At 74.2% G+C, this 15,259-nt stretch carries 17 protein-coding genes; 11 read left to right on the plus strand and 6 right to left on the minus strand.

Annotated features, from left to right (window positions below):
- The first annotated feature begins 328 nt into the window (after positions 1–328).
- The 3 genes from VGL20_04820 (at position 329) to VGL20_04830 (ending at position 2,919) form a co-directional block, all read left to right on the plus strand.
- Positions 329–2,056, plus strand: coding sequence for an MFS transporter (locus VGL20_04820; GenBank protein ID HEY2702993.1), 1,728 nt, complete (start codon positions 329–331; stop codon positions 2,054–2,056).
- Between the two features lie 216 nt (positions 2,057–2,272).
- Positions 2,273–2,395, plus strand: a complete 123-nt coding sequence (locus VGL20_04825) for a hypothetical protein (GenBank protein HEY2702994.1) — start codon at positions 2,273–2,275, stop codon at positions 2,393–2,395.
- Between the two features lie 74 nt (positions 2,396–2,469).
- Complete coding sequence (locus tag VGL20_04830; GenBank protein HEY2702995.1) at positions 2,470–2,919, plus strand: hypothetical protein; 450 nt, start codon at positions 2,470–2,472, stop codon at positions 2,917–2,919.
- 98 nt (positions 2,920–3,017) lie between these two features.
- Here the strand turns inward: VGL20_04830 and VGL20_04835 are convergent, their stop codons facing one another.
- Both VGL20_04835 and VGL20_04840 read right to left on the minus strand, forming a co-directional pair.
- A complete protein-coding gene (locus tag VGL20_04835) occupies positions 3,018–3,653 on the minus strand; it encodes a response regulator transcription factor (GenBank protein HEY2702996.1) in 636 nt (211 codons plus the stop codon).
- On the minus strand, positions 3,650–4,864 hold the full coding sequence (locus tag VGL20_04840; GenBank protein HEY2702997.1) for a GAF domain-containing protein: 1,215 nt from the start codon (positions 4,862–4,864) through the stop codon (positions 3,650–3,652). Before VGL20_04840 ends, VGL20_04835 begins: the two co-directional genes overlap by 4 nt.
- Before the next feature lie 154 nt (positions 4,865–5,018).
- Between VGL20_04840 and VGL20_04845 the strand changes: the two genes are divergently transcribed.
- Entirely contained in the window at positions 5,019–5,489 is a 471-nt protein-coding gene (locus VGL20_04845) for an SRPBCC family protein (GenBank protein HEY2702998.1), read from the plus strand.
- Here VGL20_04845 and VGL20_04850 read toward each other — a convergent pair whose 3' ends face one another.
- Entirely contained in the window at positions 5,490–5,900 is a 411-nt protein-coding gene (locus tag VGL20_04850) for a CoA-binding protein (GenBank protein HEY2702999.1), read from the minus strand.
- Positions 5,900–6,532, minus strand: coding sequence for a DsbA family protein (locus VGL20_04855; protein HEY2703000.1), 633 nt, complete (start codon positions 6,530–6,532; stop codon positions 5,900–5,902). The genes VGL20_04850 and VGL20_04855 overlap by 1 nt, the downstream gene beginning before the upstream one ends.
- 179 nt (positions 6,533–6,711) lie before the next feature.
- Here VGL20_04855 and VGL20_04860 point away from each other — a divergent pair, with 179 nt between their 5' ends.
- Genes VGL20_04860 through VGL20_04890 form a run of 7 tightly spaced genes read left to right on the plus strand, consistent with a single transcriptional unit; the run spans position 6,712 to position 13,632 of the window.
- Complete coding sequence (locus VGL20_04860) at positions 6,712–7,044, plus strand: NAD(P) transhydrogenase subunit alpha (protein ID HEY2703001.1); 333 nt, start codon at positions 6,712–6,714, stop codon at positions 7,042–7,044.
- A complete protein-coding gene (locus tag VGL20_04865) occupies positions 7,041–8,441 on the plus strand; it encodes an NAD(P)(+) transhydrogenase (Re/Si-specific) subunit beta (protein ID HEY2703002.1) in 1,401 nt (466 codons plus the stop codon). The genes VGL20_04860 and VGL20_04865 overlap by 4 nt, the downstream gene beginning before the upstream one ends.
- Positions 8,442–8,467: 26 nt before the next feature.
- Positions 8,468–9,205 carry an SDR family oxidoreductase gene (locus VGL20_04870; protein HEY2703003.1) on the plus strand — a complete coding sequence of 246 codons (738 nt, stop codon included), beginning with the start codon at positions 8,468–8,470 and terminating at the stop codon, positions 9,203–9,205.
- Between the two features lie 2 nt (positions 9,206–9,207).
- A complete protein-coding gene (locus VGL20_04875) occupies positions 9,208–11,547 on the plus strand; it encodes a xanthine dehydrogenase family protein molybdopterin-binding subunit (GenBank protein HEY2703004.1) in 2,340 nt (779 codons plus the stop codon).
- Entirely contained in the window at positions 11,544–12,275 is a 732-nt protein-coding gene (locus VGL20_04880; protein ID HEY2703005.1) for an enoyl-CoA hydratase, read from the plus strand. Before VGL20_04875 ends, VGL20_04880 begins: the two co-directional genes overlap by 4 nt.
- Positions 12,276–12,277: 2 nt before the next feature.
- On the plus strand, positions 12,278–13,105 hold the full coding sequence (locus VGL20_04885; protein HEY2703006.1) for an FAD binding domain-containing protein: 828 nt from the start codon (positions 12,278–12,280) through the stop codon (positions 13,103–13,105).
- Positions 13,102–13,632: a (2Fe-2S)-binding protein gene (locus tag VGL20_04890; protein ID HEY2703007.1), complete on the plus strand. Its 531-nt coding sequence runs from the start codon at positions 13,102–13,104 to the stop codon at positions 13,630–13,632. The genes VGL20_04885 and VGL20_04890 overlap by 4 nt, the downstream gene beginning before the upstream one ends.
- 96 nt (positions 13,633–13,728) lie before the next feature.
- Here VGL20_04890 and VGL20_04895 read toward each other — a convergent pair whose 3' ends face one another.
- Both VGL20_04895 and VGL20_04900 read right to left on the minus strand, forming a co-directional pair.
- Positions 13,729–14,538 carry a methylated-DNA--[protein]-cysteine S-methyltransferase gene (locus tag VGL20_04895; protein ID HEY2703008.1) on the minus strand — a complete coding sequence of 270 codons (810 nt, stop codon included), beginning with the start codon at positions 14,536–14,538 and terminating at the stop codon, positions 13,729–13,731.
- Entirely contained in the window at positions 14,535–15,101 is a 567-nt protein-coding gene (locus VGL20_04900; GenBank protein HEY2703009.1) for an RNA polymerase sigma factor, read from the minus strand. Before VGL20_04900 ends, VGL20_04895 begins: the two co-directional genes overlap by 4 nt.
- Between the last annotated feature and the right edge of the window lie 158 nt (positions 15,102–15,259).

Consider the following 15,259-nt stretch of genomic DNA (forward strand, 5'->3'; position numbering starts at 1 on the left):
GAGCCCGATGCCGACGGTGATGATCACCGCGCCGACGCCGATGAGGATGCCGAGCGAGGTGAGCAGCGACCGCATCCGGTGCGCGGCGATCGCCTGCAGGCCGCTGACGATGGTCTGCAGCGGGCTCATCCGACCGCTGTCCGGCCCGTGCCCGGACTCCGTCCATCCATCCTCGCCACCTCCCCGCGCGGTCGCACGCCTTCCTGAAACGGCTGTCGTGCACCGCTGCCGCCAAGCCTACGCCGGGCGAGCGGACGGGGCAAGCGCGGCAGTCACGGCGTGGTGACCACGGGGCTCGGGAACGCCGATCGCCCTATATACTTCGCTTATGGCAAGGAAAATCGCCGGCTTCGACCGCGAGCACCCGTCGTACCGCTGGGTCGTCCTCTCCAACACCACCCTCGGGGTGATGATGGCGACGATCAACAGCTCGATCGTGATCATCTCGCTGCCGGCGATCTTCCGCGGCATCCACCTCGACCCGCTCGCCCCCGGCAACGTCGGCTACCTGCTCTGGATCCTGATGGCCTACCTGCTCGTCACCGCGGTGCTGGTGGTCTCGCTGGGACGCCTCGGCGACATCCGCGGGCGGGTGCGCATCTACAACGCCGGCTTCGCCGTGTTCACCGCAGGCTCGGTGGCGCTCGCGCTCGACCCGCTCGTCGGCGGCGGCGGCGCGCTCTGGCTGATCGTGTGGCGGGTGGTCCAGGGGGTGGGCGGGGCGATGCTCATGGCGAACTCGACGGCGATCGTCACCGACGCCTTCCCCAGCACCCAGCGGGGTCTCGCCCTGGGCATCAACCAGGTGGCGGCGCTGGCGGGCTCGTTCATCGGCCTGGTCGGTGGCGGCCTGCTCTCGGAGTGGAGCTGGCGCGCCGTCTTCTTCGTCTCCGTGCCCGTCGGGGTGGCCGGCACGGTGTGGGCATATCACTCGCTGCACGAGCTCGGTCAGCGGGTCCGCGGCCGGCTCGACTGGGCGGGCAACATCACCTTCGCGGTCGGCCTCACCGCGCTGCTCGGCGCCATCACCTACGGCATCCAGCCCTACGGCGGCTCGGCCGAGGGCTGGGGCAACCCGCTGGTGATCGCCGGCCTCGCCGGCGGCGCCGTCCTGCTCGCCGCCTTCGCCGCCATCGAGGTGCGCCACCGCGAGCCGATGGTCAACCTGCGCCTCTTCCGCATCCGCGCCTTCGCCGCCGGCAACGCCGCGGTGCTGCTGGCGTCGATCGCCCGCGGCGGGCTGCAGTTCATGCTGATCATCTGGCTGCAGGGGATCTGGCTGCCGCTGCACGGCTACGACTTCGTCGTGACCCCGCTGTGGGCGGGCATCTACCTGCTGCCGCTGACGATCGGCTTCCTCGTCGCCGGGCCGCTGTCCGGGCACCTCTCCGACCGCCTCGGCGCGCGCGCCTTCGCCAGCGGCGGACTGCTGCTCACCGCGGTGTCCTTCGCCGGGCTGCTGCTGCTGCCCGTGAACTTCGACTACCGGGTCTTCGCGCTGCTGCTCGCGCTCAACGGCATCGGCTCCGGCCTCTTCGCCGCGCCCAACACCACCGCGATCATGAACGCGGTGCCCGCCCACCAGCGGGGCAGCGCGTCGGGGGTGGTCGCCACCTTCCAGAACGCGGGCATGACCCTCTCCATCGGCGTCTTCTTCTCGCTGATGGTCGCCGGCCTCGCCGGCTCGCTGCCCGCGGCGATGCACGGCGGGCTGGTCGCGCAGCACGTCCCCGAGGCCACCGCGACCCAGGTCGCCGGCCTGCCACCGGTGGGCAGCCTCTTCGCCGCGTTCCTCGGCTACAACCCGGTGGCCAGCCTGCTCGGCCCCCACGTGCTCGCCGCCCTGCCGGCGTCGAACGCCGCGACCCTCACCGGGCCCGAGTTCTTCCCCCACCTGATCAGCGCCCCGTTCCACTCCGGGCTGGTGATCGTCTTCGGCCTGGCGATCGCGATGTCGGTGGTGGGCGCGCTGACCTCGCTGCTGCGCGGGACGCGGTTCGTGCACGACACCGCCCGCGCGAGTGATCCGGCCACACCTGTCTCGAACGTCGCGTAGCGTCGCGCGCGCCCGGAAAAGCCTGTCGGAACCGTCAGGCGGACCCGGCTCCGGTCGCCGGTTCGGAGACTCGCCTCGCGGGCGGATCGCTGGTAGTGTCGTCGTTCTGACACGAGGACGGGCGATTGGGGTGTGCCGTGGTCAACGTGGTCGAGGTTCAGCGGATGTTGCAACGCTTTCGCGCGTGGTGGCGGGCGCTCGGCGGAGGAGGCGACGATGACGTTCGAGAAGAAGGAGGATCTGGAGGTGGAGGTGGTGCCCGAGCCGGAACGGGAGCTGGTGCCGGCGGCGGAGCCGCCTGCCCAACCGGTGCGCGAGGAGGAGCCGGTGCCGGCGTAGGTCCGCGGCGGCAGAGCATCTACGTCGTCGGCTTCCGCGACTGGCTGATCGTCCTCGACGACGAGCGGCGCCCGGTGCTGGCGTCGTGCGTGCGCCCGTGCGTCTGGTCCGAGCGCAGGCTCGTCGCCCGGCACCTCACCGTGCGGGGGCGGGACCAGGCCGACCATCGGGCCCCGGGGCGGCGGTGCGAGTGCGGCATCTACGCGGTCCACCGCCCCGAGAGCGCCTGGCTCGAGCGCCTCGGCGGCACCGGCACGATGCTCGGCGCGGTGCGGCTCAGCGGCCTGGTGCGCCGGCACCAGGACGAGGGGGTTCGCGCCGAGGTGGCGGAGGTCATCGCGCTGGCCCGGCCGTCCGGCGAGCTCTGCGCGCACACCCACTTCCCGGTGCCCCTGGCATGCCGCAACCCATCGACGGAGCCGGTCGACCCGGAGGAGGTGGCGGCGCGGTACGGGGTGCCGCTCGTCGATCCGCGGCACCTGGCGATGGTGGCGCTGGAGCACGGCAGCACGCTCTGGCCCTGACCGCGGCGCGGCGTCAACCGGGTTGACGGTCGTTGACGTCGGGTCTCGAGCAGTCTGGTGACATCCGCCCGGCCTGGACAGGGCGGCGCAGCAGCACTCTAGATGAGGCCGTCCTTGGTGGCGCGGATCGCCGCCTCCACCCGGTTTCGCACCTCGAGGCGGTGGAAGATCTCCTGCACGTGCGACTTCACCGTGTTCTCGCTGAGGTGCACCTGGGCGGCGATCTCGCGGTTGGAGAATCCCTCGCTGATCAGCCGCAGGATCTGAGTCTGCGCCGGCGTGAATGACGGCTGGGGCGGCTCGGCGACGGCGGTCTGCACCCGGATGCGGTCGAGGATCCGCCCCGCGATCGCCGGTGCGATCGCGCCCTCGCCCCGGTGCACCGCGCGCACGCTCTGCTTGAGGCTGAACTTCTCGACGTCCTTGACCACGAAGCCGCGCGCGCCGGCGCGGATGCACTCGTCGACGAGGTCGTCGTCGGAGAACGTGGTCACGATGATGACCCGCACCGTGGGGTGGGAGGCGCGCAGCCGGCGGCAGACCTCGGGCCCGCCGATGTCGGGGAGGCGGGCGTCGAGGAGCACGATGTCCGGCTCGGTGCGCTCGACCAGGTCGGGCACGGCGCCGCCCAGGCCGGTGTCGCCGACGACCTCGAGGTCGGGCTCCGACTGGAGGATGGTCCGCAGCCCCTCGCGGACCATCTCGTGGTCGTCGACGATCACGACCCGGATCACCCGGCCTGCTCCCGCAGCGGCAGGCTCACCCGCACCGACAGGCCGCTCTCCTCACCGTTGGAGACGTGGAAGCTGCCGCCCCGCTCGACGATCTGCTCGCGCATGTGACGCAGGCCGAAATGGAGGTGGCTCTGACGGTAGCTGTGCAGCACCAGCTCGGGGGCGCCGGCGCCGTCGTCCTGGATGACCACGTCGACACGGTCGGGCGCGTAGCGCAGGCTCACCAGCACCATCCGCGCGTGGGCGTGGCGGGCGACGTTGGCGAGCGCCTCCCGGAGCACCGCGAGCAGGGTGGGCGCCACCGTGGCGACCGCGGTCGTGGGATCGCCGCTCACCACCAGGTCGGTCTCCAGCTCGTGAGCCTGGGAGGTCTCGCGCAGCAGCCGCCGCACCGACGTGGTGAGGTCGGCGCTGGTGAGGCCGGGGCGGGCCAGGGCGAAGATCACCTCGCGCACCGACTCGGAGGTGCGGCCGGCGAGCTGTCGGATGTCGTGGAGGCGGGCGGCCATCGCGGGCTCGACCTCGCCCTCCAGCAGCGAGCTGAGCTGGAGGCCGATGGTGAAGATGCCCTGCTCGATGTGGTCGTGGAGGCCGGCGGCGATGCGGTCCCGCTCCTGGGCGAGCACCTGGGTGCGCTCGGCCTCGCCGAGACGGCGGTGGAGCTGCTCGAGGCCCTCGATCATCACCCGCTGGCGCTCGTAGAGCCGGGCGTTGTCGATCGCCACCGCCACCTGGTTGGCGAAGGTGGAGAGCAGCCGCTCGTCGTCGGCGACGTAGCCGCCCGCCTTGTTGGCGACGCCGATCATCCCGATCACGGTGGTGCCCACCCGCAGCGGAACCCCGAGGAAGGTGCCGGTCGGCGGGTGGCCGCGGGGCTGGCCGACGTGGAAGGGGTCGCTGACCACGTCGTTGGAGATGTGCGAGCGCTCCTCGGTGATGGTGACGCCGAAGACGCTGGGCCGCACCGGGATCAGCCGGAAGCGCTCGTAGAAGCGGGGGTCGGAGGGGGCGAACCCCTTGATTGCGGCGACGTCGAGGTGGTCGCGCTGCTCGGTGAGCAGCCCGATGAACCCGAACTCCGACTCGGTCAGCTCGAGGCAGTAGCCCAGCGCCCGGTCCTGCACCTCGGAGAGCTCGCGGAGGGCCGCGATCTCCAGCGAGATGGAGTGCAGCGACTCGAGCTGCTCGCGGAGGATCAGCCCGATTTCCACGATCGTGCCTCGATGAGCAACCGCCACGAACACACAGGAGTGTATCAGGCCTCTCCGACGCCTTCTCTCCGACGCCTCCTCCGCGGTGCGGCGGGGGCGCGCGCGGACGCAGAATCGGGAGGTTGCCGCCCTAGTCGAGGAAGCGAACAAGAAGATGAAGATCGAGAGCTCGTTCACCGTGACCGCACCCCCCGACCAGGTCTTCGCCTACCTGCTCGACGTCAACCAGGTGGTGGGCTGCCTGCCCGGGGCGGAGCTCTCCGAGGTCGTCGACTCCCAGACCTTCAAGGGGAAGCTGAAGATCAAGGTGGGCGCGGTCCAGGTCGCCTACCAGGGCACCGCGCACATCGTGGACATGGTCGAGGACGAGGGCTCCGCCACCGTGACCATCAGGGGCGAGGGCCGTGAGATCGGCGGCCAGGGCTCGGTCCGCGCCAACCTCGTGCTCGGCGTGGCCACCACCCCCGACGGCGGCTCGACGGTCAGCCTCTCCGCCGACCTCACCGTGACCGGTCGGGTCGCCCAGTTCGGCCGCGGCGTCATCGAGGACGTCTCCCGGCGGATGATGGGGCAGATGGGCGAGTGCATCGGCGCCCGGCTGCAGGCGGCTCCCGCCGCCGGCTGATCAGCGGGGGCGCTCGACCCGGTTGAGGGCGCGGGCGACGGCGATGCACAGGTCCTCGACGTAGTCGACGCCGGCCTCCGTGGCGATCCGGCGTGCCTCCTCGGACACGATGCCCTGCTGGAGCCACACCGCCCCGGCGCCGATCGCCACCGCCTCGGCGGCGACCACCGCGGCCTCGCCGGCGGGACGGAAGACGTCGACGATGTCGACGTGCTCGGTGATGTCGGCGAGCCGGCGGTGGACGGGCTCGCCGAAGAGCTCGTCGGCGTGGGGGTTCACCGGGATGATCCGGAAGCCGTGTGCCCGCATCGCCAGCGGCACCGAGCCCGCCGCCTTCTCGGGGTCGCGCGAGGCGCCGACCACGGCGATGGTCGTGGCGTGCTCCAGGATCTCGCGGGGGCTGCGACCCATCAGGCGGCGGCCCTGGCGCGGCGCACGCTCGCGAGGTCCGGCAGGGTGACGCGGTTGCGCTTCAGCTCGGCGAAGTTCTCGTAGGCCGCCAGCCAGCGGACGTGGCGCCAGAGCTCGACCGCCTCACCGTCCTCGGGGACCTCGGCGATGACCGGGCCGAAGATCGCCGCCCCCTCGCCGCCGTCGAGGACGATGGTCGGCACCCCGAACCCCTTGTGGCGGGCGACCATGGCGTCGTGCTCGTCCTGCACCTGCCGCCAGGTGGCGGGGTCGCCGAGCGCCCGGTCGAGCAGCGCCTCGTCGAGGGCCGCCTCGCGGAGCGCGGCGGTGAGCACCTCGGGGTCGTCGACCCGCGCGCCGCGCTCGTGGACCGCGGCTCCGAGGGCGGCGTAGAAACGGCCGGCGGCCGCCGTCCCCCGCTCGGCGCGGACCAGCACGAGGGTGCGCAGCGCCGGCGCGGCCCCGGTGTCGGTGGCGGCGCGGCCCTCGTCGCCCCGGTTGCCGATCGCGAGCGAGAAGACCGCCCAGTCCACCGAGACCTCGCCGAGCGCCTCCAGCCGGCGCACCCAGCGCGAGGTCTGGTAGCACCAGGGGCAGAGGGGGTCGAGGTGGAAGCGGATGGGCTCGGCCATGGGCGGCACTCCGGTATCGGGTGGGGCTGCCCGGATCAGCCTACCGAAGGCTCGCCCAGCCCAAACCTGGCGGTGGGAACGGCCGTTCGCCGGCCCGGCCGTCGCGGCGCTGTCCCCACGGTGGCGGCGGGTACCATGTGGCCGCTTTCGAACCGGGCGGTCACAGGGTGAGGAACGGGATGCACGGGATCAGCGGCCAGGCGCTCGCCATCGACTGCTTCGTCTTCGCCCTGGCGGTGTTCGTCGGCTTCGAGCTGATCACCAAGGTGCCCGCCATCCTCCACACCCCGCTGATGTCGGCCACCAACGCCATCCACGGCATCGTCCTGGTCGGGGCGATCGTGGTCGCGGCGGTCGCCCACGACGCCGGCTCCGACGTCATCGCCGTGCTGGCCGTCTTCCTCGGCACCCTCAACGTGGCCGGCGGCTTCGTGGTCACCGACCGCATGCTCGAGATGTTCAAGCCGAGGACGACGCAGCCCACCGCGCCGGACAGGGACAGGGCGGTATGACCGGCAACCCCGCCCCCTGGGTCACCCTCACCTACATCGTCACGGCGATGCTGTTCGTCTTCGCCATCAAGCGGCTCCGCACCGTCGGCGGCGCCCGCACCGGCAACCGCCTGGCGGCGGTCGGCATGCTGATCGCGCTGGCCGTGATCCTGCAGCAGGCGGGCTTCGACAACTGGCTGCTGATCTTCCCGCCGATCGTGGTGGGCGCGGTCATCGGCACCGTCGCCGCCCGGCGGGTGCGGATGACCGCGATGCCCCAGATGGTGGCGGTCTTCAACGGGATGGGCGCCGGCGCCGCGGCGCTGATCGCCGCCGACGAGTTCCGGCGCCTCGACGCCGCGGGGAGCGTGCCCCGCCTCGACGCGATCACCATCCTGCTCAGCTGCATGATCGGCTCGATCGGCTTCGCCGGCAGCATGGTCGCCTTCGGGAAGCTGCAGGAGCTGATCAGCGGGAAGCCGCTGGTCTACCCGCTGCAGAAGCCGATCAACGCCGCCATCCTCGCCACCATCCTGGTCCTCGGCGGGATCATCATCGCCAGGGAGGGCGGCCTCGGGCTCTTCATCGTCTTCGCCGCGCTGAGCTTCATCCTCGGCCCGCTGTTCGTGCTCCCCATCGGCGGCGCGGACATGCCGGTGGTGATCTCCCTGCTCAACAGCTTCACCGGGGTCGCCGCGGCGATCACCGGCTTCGTCCTCGACAACCAGGTGCTGGTGGTCAGCGGGGCCCTGGTCGGCGCCTCCGGCATGGTGCTCACCCAGCTGATGAGCAAGGCGATGAACCGCCCGCTGAGCAACATCCTCTTCGGTGCCTTCGGCGGCGGCCCGGCGGGGGCGGCCGGCGCCTCGGCGGAGATGGCCGGCGAGGTGCGGAGCGCCACCATCGAGGACGTCGTCGCCCTCTTCGAGCTGGCCCGCGAGGTGGTGATCGTCCCCGGCTACGGCCTCGCCGTCGCCCGCGCGCAGCACGACGTCAAGCGGCTCGCCGACCAGCTCGAGGCGCGCGGCATCGCGGTGAAGTACGCCATCCATCCGGTCGCGGGGCGGATGCCCGGGCACATGAACGTGCTCCTCGCCGAGGCCAACGTGCCCTACTCGCAGCTCTACGACATGGACGCCATCAACGACGAGTTCAGCCAGGCCGACGTCGCCGTGGTGATCGGCGCCAACGACGTCGTCAACCCGGCGGCCCGGAACGACCCGGGCAGCCCCATCCACGGCATGCCCATCCTCAACGTCGACGAGGCGGCCAACGTGGTGGTGCTGAAGCGGTCGATGAACCCCGGTTTCGCCGGCATCGAGAACCAGCTCTTCTACAACCCGAAGACGGTGATGCTCTTCGGCGATGCGCAGAAGTCGGTCTCCGAGCTGGTGACGGAGCTCAAGGAGGCGAGCTGACGGACCTGCGGCTCAGCGATCGCGTCGTGCTGGTGACCGGCGCCGGGCAGGGGCTGGGACGGGAGATCGGCCTCGCCTTCGCCCGCGAGGGCGCGCACGTCGCCTTCCACCACCGCACCTCCGCGGCGGGAGCCGCGGCCGCGGTCGAGGAGGCGCGGGCGCTCGGGGTGCGGACGATGGCGGTCGGCGCCGACCTGCGCAGCGACGCGGAGGTGGCGGCGATGGTCGAGGGCGTCGAGGCCGAACTGGGCCCGGTCGACGTGCTCGTCAACAACGCCGCCGCGGGCACCCGCCAGCCGTTCCTCGAGAGCACCCCCGAGGACTGGGCGCCGCAGGTCGACGTCATCGTCACCGGCACCATCCGCGTCACCCAGGCGGTGACCCGGCGGATGGCGGAGCGCGGTGGCGGGGTCGTCGTCAGCCTGATGGGCGATTCCGGCCGGGTGGGGGAGTCGGGGCTGAGCGTGCTCGCCGCCACCCGCGCCTCGACGATGGCGCTGACCAAGTCGCTCGCCCGCGAGCTGGCGCGGCACGGCATCCGTGCCAACTGCGTGTCGATCGCCCTGGTGCGCACCGACAGCCTCGCCGCCCACGCCGGCGGCGAGGACGAGGAGCGGATGCGCCGCATCCTCGCCCAGTACCCGCTGCGCCGGCTCGGACGGCCCGAGGACGTCACCCCGATGGTGCTGCTGCTCGCCTCGCCGCTCTCCGGGTGGATCACCGGCCAGGTGATCTCGGTGAACGGCGGTTACGCGATGGTCTGAGCATGGCGGTGCTGGGGACGAGCGTCCCGCGCAAGGAGGACGCCCGGCTGCTCACCGGCCGGGGACGCTTCGTCAGCGACCTCCGCCTCCCCGGGATGCTCCACGTCGCCTTCGTGCGCAGCCCTCTCGCCCACGGCCGTATCCGCCGCATCGACGCCGCGGCGGCGCGGCGCTCGCCGGGGGTGGTGGCGGTGGTCACCGGCGACGACCCCGAGGTGGCGGGGCGCGCCCTGCGGGCGCGGTCGTCGCTGCGCTCGTACGTCGAGACCGCGCAGCCGCTGCTCGCCGGCGAGCGGGTGCGCTTCAACGGCGAGGCGGTGGCCGCGGTGGTCGCCACCGACCGCTACCTCGCCGAGGATGCCGCCGACCTCGTCGAGCTCGACTGCGACCCGCTGCCGGTGGTGGTCGACGCGGTCGAGGCGTGCGCCGCCGGCAGCGCCGCGGTCGTCCACGACGAGGCGCCGGACAACGTGCTGCTCCGGCGCACCTTCGACGCCGGCGACGTCGACGCCGCCCTGGCCGCGTCCCACCTCGTGGTGGAGCGGCGGTTCCGCACCAACCGGCACGGCGGGGTGCCCCTGGAGGGTCGCGCCGGGGTGGCCTCCTGGGACCCGGCGGACGGCACCCTGACCCTCTGGAGCGGCACCCAGATCCCGCACCTGGCCCGGCACGGCCTCGCCGAGCTGCTCGGGCTCGCCGAGCGGCGGGTGCGGGTCGTCGCCCCCGACGTCGGCGGCGGCTTCGGGGTGAAGGCGTCCCTCTATCCGGAGGACGCGATGCTCTGCCTGCTCGCGATGCGGCTGGGCCGCCCGGTGAAGTGGGTGGAGGACCGCCTCGAGAACCTGCTCAGCGCCAGCCACGCGCGCGACCACGCCTACACCGTCCGCGCCGGGTTCGACGCCGCCGGCAGGCTGCTCGCGCTCGACGCCGACGTGGTCTGCAACGCCGGCGCCTACTCGCTCTCGCCCTTCACCGCCGGGCTCGAGCCGCTGATGGCCGGCGGGCTGCTCGCCGGCCCCTACCGGGTCGAGAACTACCGCTGCACGGTGCGCGGGGTGGCCACCCACACCGCCCCCTCGGGGCCCTACCGCGGCGTCGCCCGCCCCGCCACCGTCTTCGTCATGGAGCGGGTGCTCGACCTCGCCGCCGCCGGGCTCGGCGTCGACCCGGTGGCGCTGCGGCGGCGCAACCTGGTGCGCCCCGAGGACGTGCCCTACACCGCCGCCACCCGCCTGGTGCACGACTCGCGCACCTACGGCGCCTGCCTCGACGCCGTCGTCGACCGCCTCGACTACGCCGCGCTGCGCGAGCGGCAGGCGCGGCTGCGCGACGAGGGCCGGGCGCTGGGGGTGGGGCTCGCCGTCTACAACGAGCTGACCGGGATGGGCAGCGCTGCGTCGGCGGGGCCGCGGATGCCCTTCCGCACCGGCCACGAGTCGGCCACGGTGCGGGTCGACCCCGGCGGCGGGGTCACCGTGCTCGCCGCCACCACCTCGCAGGGCCAGGGCCTGGAGACCACCCTCGCCCAGATCGCCGCCGACGAGCTGGGCGTCGCCTACGACGATGTCGAGGTGCGCATGGGCGACACCGCCGCGGGACCGCACGGCTTCGGCGCGTTCGCCTCGCGACAGGGGGTCATCGGCGGCGGCGCGGTGCTGCTCGCCGCCCGCGCGGTTCGGGACAGGATCGTCCAGATCGCGGCGCACCTGCTCGAGGCGAGCGAGGCCGACCTGCGCGTCGCCGGCGGCCGGGTGAGCGCGGTCGACACCCCCGACCGCTTCGTCGAGGTCGCCGAGGTGGCCCGAGTCGCCCACCACGAGGCCCACCGCCTCCCCGAGGGCGTCGTGCCGGGGCTGGAGGAGACCCGTGCCTACGACCCGGTCCGCGGCACCTTCGCCGCCGGTGCCCAGGCCGCCGTCGTCGAGGTCGACCGCACCACCGGCGAGATCCAGGTCCTCCGCCACCTCTGCGTCGAGGACGCGGGCCGCGCCTACCACCCCGCCATCGTCGACGGGCAGATCGAGGGCGGCCTCGCCCAGGGCCTCGGCGGCGTCCTGCTCGAGCACCACGTGTACGACCCCGACGGCCGGCTCACCACCGCCACGCTCATGGACTACCTGCTGCCCACGGCGACCGACATCCCGGCGCTCGAGGTGGGTCACCTCGACGACCCCGCCGCCACCGTCACCGGGGCCCGCGGGGTCGGCGAGGGCTCGACCCTCGGCGTCGCCGCCGCGATCGCGAACGCCGTGGCCGACGCGCTCTCGCCCTGGGGGGTGGAGACCAACGAGCTTCCCCTGACCCCGGCGCGCATCCACGCCGCGCTGGCGGCGGCGCCGTGATCCGCACCGCCTGGCACGAGCGGGTCGCGCTGCTGACCATCGACCGCCCGGAGCGGCGCAACGCCCTCGACACCGAGCACTGCCGGTTGCTGCTGGAGGCGGTCACCGCCGCCGCCGGCGCCGGCGCGCGGGTGGTGGTGATCACCGGTGCGGGCTCGGCCTTCTGCGCCGGGGCCGACCTCCAGGGCCTGTACACCGAGGACTTCCGGATCTCGCTGCGCGCCCTGCTCGACGGCCTGCCGGCGCTGCCCCAGCCGGTCGTCGCCGCGGTCAACGGCCCCGCCCTCGGCGCCGGCACCGAGCTCGCCGCCGCCGCCGACCTGCGGGTGGTCGACGGCCGCGCCCGCTTCGGCATCCCCGCGGCGCGGCTCGGCCTCGCCATCCACGAGCGCACCGTGCGGCGGCTGGTGCGGCTGCTCGGCGAGAGCGTCGCCCGTGGCGTGCTCCTCGCCGCCGCCGAGGTCGACGCCGAGGCGGCGCTCCGGCTCGGCTTCGCCCACCGCCGGGGCGGCCTCGACGAGGTGCTCGCCTGGGCGTCGGAGATCGCCGCCCTCGCCCCGCTCAGCATCGCCGCCCACAAGCTCGCCCTGGAGCGGGTCGCCGGCGGCCCGGCGGCGGACGACGCCCAGATCGCCGCCACGATCCGCGCCGCCTGGGAGAGCAGGGACTTCCGCGAGGGCGTCGCCGCCTTCCACGAGCGCCGGCCGCCGCGGTTCCAGGGCGACTAGCGGTGAAGCCGGCGCCCTTCCGCTACGTCCGGCCGGGGACGGTGGCCGAGGCGGTCGCCGCCCTGGCCGCCGCCGGCGGCGAGGCCAGGCCCCTGGCCGGGGGTCAGAGCCTGGTGCCGCTGATGAACCTCCGCCTCGCCCGCCCCACCGTGGTGGTCGACCTGAACCGGGTGGGCGAGCTCGAGCGGCTGGCGGTCGAGGACGGGTGGCTGGTGATCGGTGCCATGGTCCGCCATCGCCGGCTCGCCACCGACCCGCTGGTGGCCCGGCACGCGCCCCTGCTCGCCGAGGCGGCGCGCTGGATCGGCCACGGCGCCATCCGTGCCCGGGGGACGATCGGCGGCAGCCTGGCCCACGCCGATCCCGCCGCCGAGCTTCCCTGCGCGGCGATCGCCCTGGACGCCGAGCTGAGCGTCGACGGTCCCGGCGGCGGCCGCACCGTCGCCGCCGCCGGCCTGGTCGACGGCGCCTTCAGCACTCGCCTCGGCGGCGGCGAGCTGATCACCGCGGTGCGGGTGCCGCTGGCCGCCGGGGCGCGCCGCTGGGGCTTCGCCGAGCTGGCCCGCCGCCACGGCGACTTCGCCCTCGTGCTCGCCGCCGCCACCACCGGGGACGGCGTGGCCGGGGTGACCCTGGGGGGCGTTGCTGGCGCGCCGCTGCGGGTCGAGGTGGAGGGCGGCCTCGACGAGGCGGGGATCCCCGCGGTCGCCGCCCGCTGCCGCGACGCCTGCCACCCCGGCGACGACGTCCACGCCACCGCCGCCTGGCGTCGCGCCATGGTCGAGGTGCTGGTCACCCGGGTGCTGCGCCAGGCGCTCCCGGGGAGATGAGGCTGATCCTGCGCGTCAACGGCGAGGAGCACCGGCTCGAGGTGGAGCCGCGCCGGCTGCTCGCCGACGCGCTCCGCGAGGATCTCGGCCTCACCGGCACCCACCTCGGCTGTGAGCAGGGCGCCTGCGGGGCCTGCACCGTGCTCCTCGACGGCGGCGCGGTCCGCTCGTGCCTGCTCTTCGCCGTCCAGGCCGAGGGCGCCGAGGTGACGACCGTGGAGGCGCTGTCGCCGGGCGGCGTGCTCCACCCTCTGCAGGAGGCGTTCCGCGACCACCACGCGCTGCAGTGCGGCTTCTGCACCCCGGGGATGCTGCTGACCGCCGTCGACCTGCTCGCTCGCAACCCCGCGCCCTCCGCAGGCGAGGTGCGCGAGGAGCTCTCCGGCAACCTGTGCCGCTGCACCGGCTACCAGCGCATCGTCGCCGCGGTGCTCGACGCCGCCGCGCGGCTCCGCGGAGCCCGCCCTGCGGCCGGAGCGGCGGCCGGAGCGGCGGCCGGGTGGGCCGACCATCCGCCCCAGCCCTAGGGAACGGGACGCCGTCCGCCGTGTCGACGGTGTCAGCGCGCGGCGTGACGGCTCCTGTATTGGGCAGCAGCCCGATGGAACCTGGCTGAACCCTGGTCAGGCCGCCGCCGCCGGCCGGCAGAGCCGGCAGGGGCGGTAGCCGGCCGACCGGGCCTCGCGCTCCGAGCCGAAGGCCACCCGGTGGTCATCCCGGATGCGCCGGGCGGCGCGGCAGGTGGGAACGCAGAAGATCCGGGTGGTGTCGCTGCCGTGGAAGCGCACCCGTGACCGCGCCAGCGCCTCGAGGTCGGCGGCGTCCACCCCCTCGGCGGCGAGCACCCGCCGCTTCGCCTCGGGCCCGCCGCCGCTGTACTGGCCCAGCCGCCAGTCGCCCTGGACCACGCGGTGGCAGGGGATGAGCAGGGGGATGGGGTTGTGGCCGAGCGCGGTGCCCACGGCGCGCACCGCCCCGGGCCGGCCGATCTCGCGCGCCACCCAGCCGTAGGTGCGCACCTCGCCGCGGGGGATGGTGCGGGTGGCCCCGAGCACGTCCCGCTGGAACTCGGTGAGGCCGCCGAGGTCGACGTCGACCCCGCGGCCGTCGCCGCGCAGCCCGGCGGCGACGGCGGTGGCGAGCGCCTCGGGCAGCGCCGCGGCAGGGTGCACGGCGCCGCCCCGGTGCTCGCGGAACCAGGCCTCGAACTCCGCCCCGTCGGTGCCCCGGCGCACCGCCACCACCCCCGCGGGGCCGTGGGCGACGAGCACCGTGCCCAGCGAGCTCTCCGCCGGCGCGTACCAGAAGCCCAGCCCGAGCTGGCGCAGCACCCCGGGCAGCAGCGTGTCCGGGGCCGGCCGCCGGCCCAGCTCGCGCAGCCCCGCTTCGACATCTCGCGGGGGGACCCCGTGCCCCCGGTCCTGGTGATTCACGCCTCCACCTCCGCTCCCATCCGCCGCCGCAGCGCCTCGAGCCCGCGGTGGATGTCCGACTTCACCGTGCCCACCGGCCGTCCCTGCACCTCGGCGATCCGCGGGTAGCTCAGGTCGTGGGCGTACCGGAGCAGCACCGCCGCCCGCTGCGCCTCGGGGATCGACGCCAGCGCCCCCAGCAGCCGCTCGCGCTCGGCGGCGCGCAGCGCCTCCACCTCGGGGCCGGCGGCCGGATCCACCCCCTCCGGTGGGGTCTCGACCAGCACCAGCTGCAGGTGGCGGCCGCGCAGGCTGCTGCGCAGCGCGTTGAGGGCGATGCGGAAGAGCCAGGGGCGGAGCGCCAGCGCCCGGATGCGCTCGGCGGGATAGCCGCCGAGCGCACGGTGGGCGCGGACGAAGGCGTCCTGGACCGTCTCCTCGGCGCGGCCGGGGTCCCCGCACTGTGCGGCGATGAAGGCGAACAGGGCCTGCTGGTGCTCGGTCACCACCTCCTCGAACGCGCCGTCGAGGTCGGCGGCGAGCCGCTCGAGGAGAGAGGGTGCGGGCCGCCCTCGCGGGCTCACGACCGGGCGCTCATCTGCCCGCGCAGTCTGGTGGATCACGCCCTCTCAACACCGCGGGGCGGCCCCACGGTTGCAGGAGGACCGGACCGCTGGGTCGTGCCGCTGTGGGCGGGGGGGTCGCTGCAACCTCGCGCACCGGGGACGGGTTGTGAGACCGT

Source organism: Candidatus Dormiibacterota bacterium (genome assembly GCA_036495095.1).
Lineage (GTDB): Bacteria > Chloroflexota > Dormibacteria > Aeolococcales > Aeolococcaceae > CF-96.